Annotated in this window: 2 protein-coding genes; both read left to right on the forward strand. The window is 47.1% G+C overall.

Annotation, left to right across the window (positions count from 1 at the left end; translation table 11 throughout):
• The coding region (locus R7127_RS26650; protein WP_318148730.1) for a hydrolase at window positions 1-867 on the forward strand (867 nt) is incomplete at its 5' end.
• 33 nt (window positions 868-900) lie between these two features.
• Window positions 901-1,113: a YheU family protein gene (locus tag R7127_RS26655; protein ID WP_024702342.1), complete on the forward strand. Its 213-nt coding sequence runs from the start codon at window positions 901-903 to the stop codon at window positions 1,111-1,113.
• Window positions 1,114-1,153 lie beyond the last annotated feature (40 nt).

The raw sequence follows: 1,153 nt of genomic DNA on the forward strand, positions 1-1,153 counted from the left end.
TGGAGTGAAGATCCCACCAAAGAACGTGCGCAGAACAAACCCATCTTCGTTCTGTTTCATGGCTTGGAAGGATGCTTCTACAGCCCGTATGCAAACGGCCTGATGAATGCGTTTGCGAAATCTGGTTGGTTATCGGTGATGATGCATTTTCGTGGCTGTAGCGGCAAACCGAACAAAAAAGCTCGCGCATACCATTCAGGAGAAGTAACGGACGCTCGCTTCTTTTTGGAACACCTTCATCTGCGCTTTCCAAACAATCCAAAAGTCGCCGTCGGCATCTCCCTTGGTGGCAATATGCTGGCGAACTACTTAGCCCAATACAAAGATGACCCGATTTTAAAAGCGGCCACCATCGTCTCTGCACCACTGGATCTGGCGGCTTGTGCCAATCGAATGGAGCAGGGCTTTTCCAAAGTGTATCGCCGTTACCTACTCTCTTCGCTCAAACGAAATGCTCTACAAAAACATCATTTACTGCATGGCGAATTGGCGCTGTCGTACAACTCCATCAAGCGCGTCACTCGTCTGTACGAATTTGATGACTTGATCACTGCACCTCTGCATGGTTTTAAGGATGCACAAGATTATTACGATCAATGCTCAGGATTGAGCAAGCTACAGCAGATCACCTTGCCAACTTTGATCATCCACGCCAAAGACGACCCGTTCATGACCGAAGAGGTGATCCCCAAATTTGTTCTGCCAGATAACATTGATTACCGTCTGTTTGAGCACGGCGGACACGTTGGCTTTCTGACTGGTACGGCATTAAAACCAAAGTTCTGGTTGGAGGAAGCCCTACCCGCGTACTACGAAAGTGTCGCGGCAGAATACCTTTCAGCTGTATCCAAACCGCGAACACAGTAAACTAGCCTTTCATCATAAAAGTTTGAGGTATTTATGATCATTCCTTGGCAAGACATCGCGCCAGAAACACTGGAAAATCTAATCCGTGAGTTCGTACTACGCGAAGGCACCGACTATGGCGCGGTTGAAATTTCACTGCAAAACAAAATCGATCAAGTGAAGACGCAACTAGAAAAAGGTGAAGCCGTCATCGTGTTCTCAGAACTGCATGAAACGGTTGATATTCAACGCAAAGCAAAGTTTTAGCACGTTCACATTTTTACCGTATCCCACTCGATGACAAGTC

The sequence above is a fragment of the Vibrio sp. 1159 genome (assembly GCF_033340395.1).
GTDB lineage: Bacteria > Pseudomonadota > Gammaproteobacteria > Enterobacterales > Vibrionaceae > Vibrio > Vibrio alginolyticus.

Coding starts and splice junctions, on each gene's coding strand:
- R7127_RS26655 (WP_024702342.1), top strand. CDS start 901: ATGATCATTCCTTGGCAAGACATCGCGCCAGAAACACTGGAAAATCTA.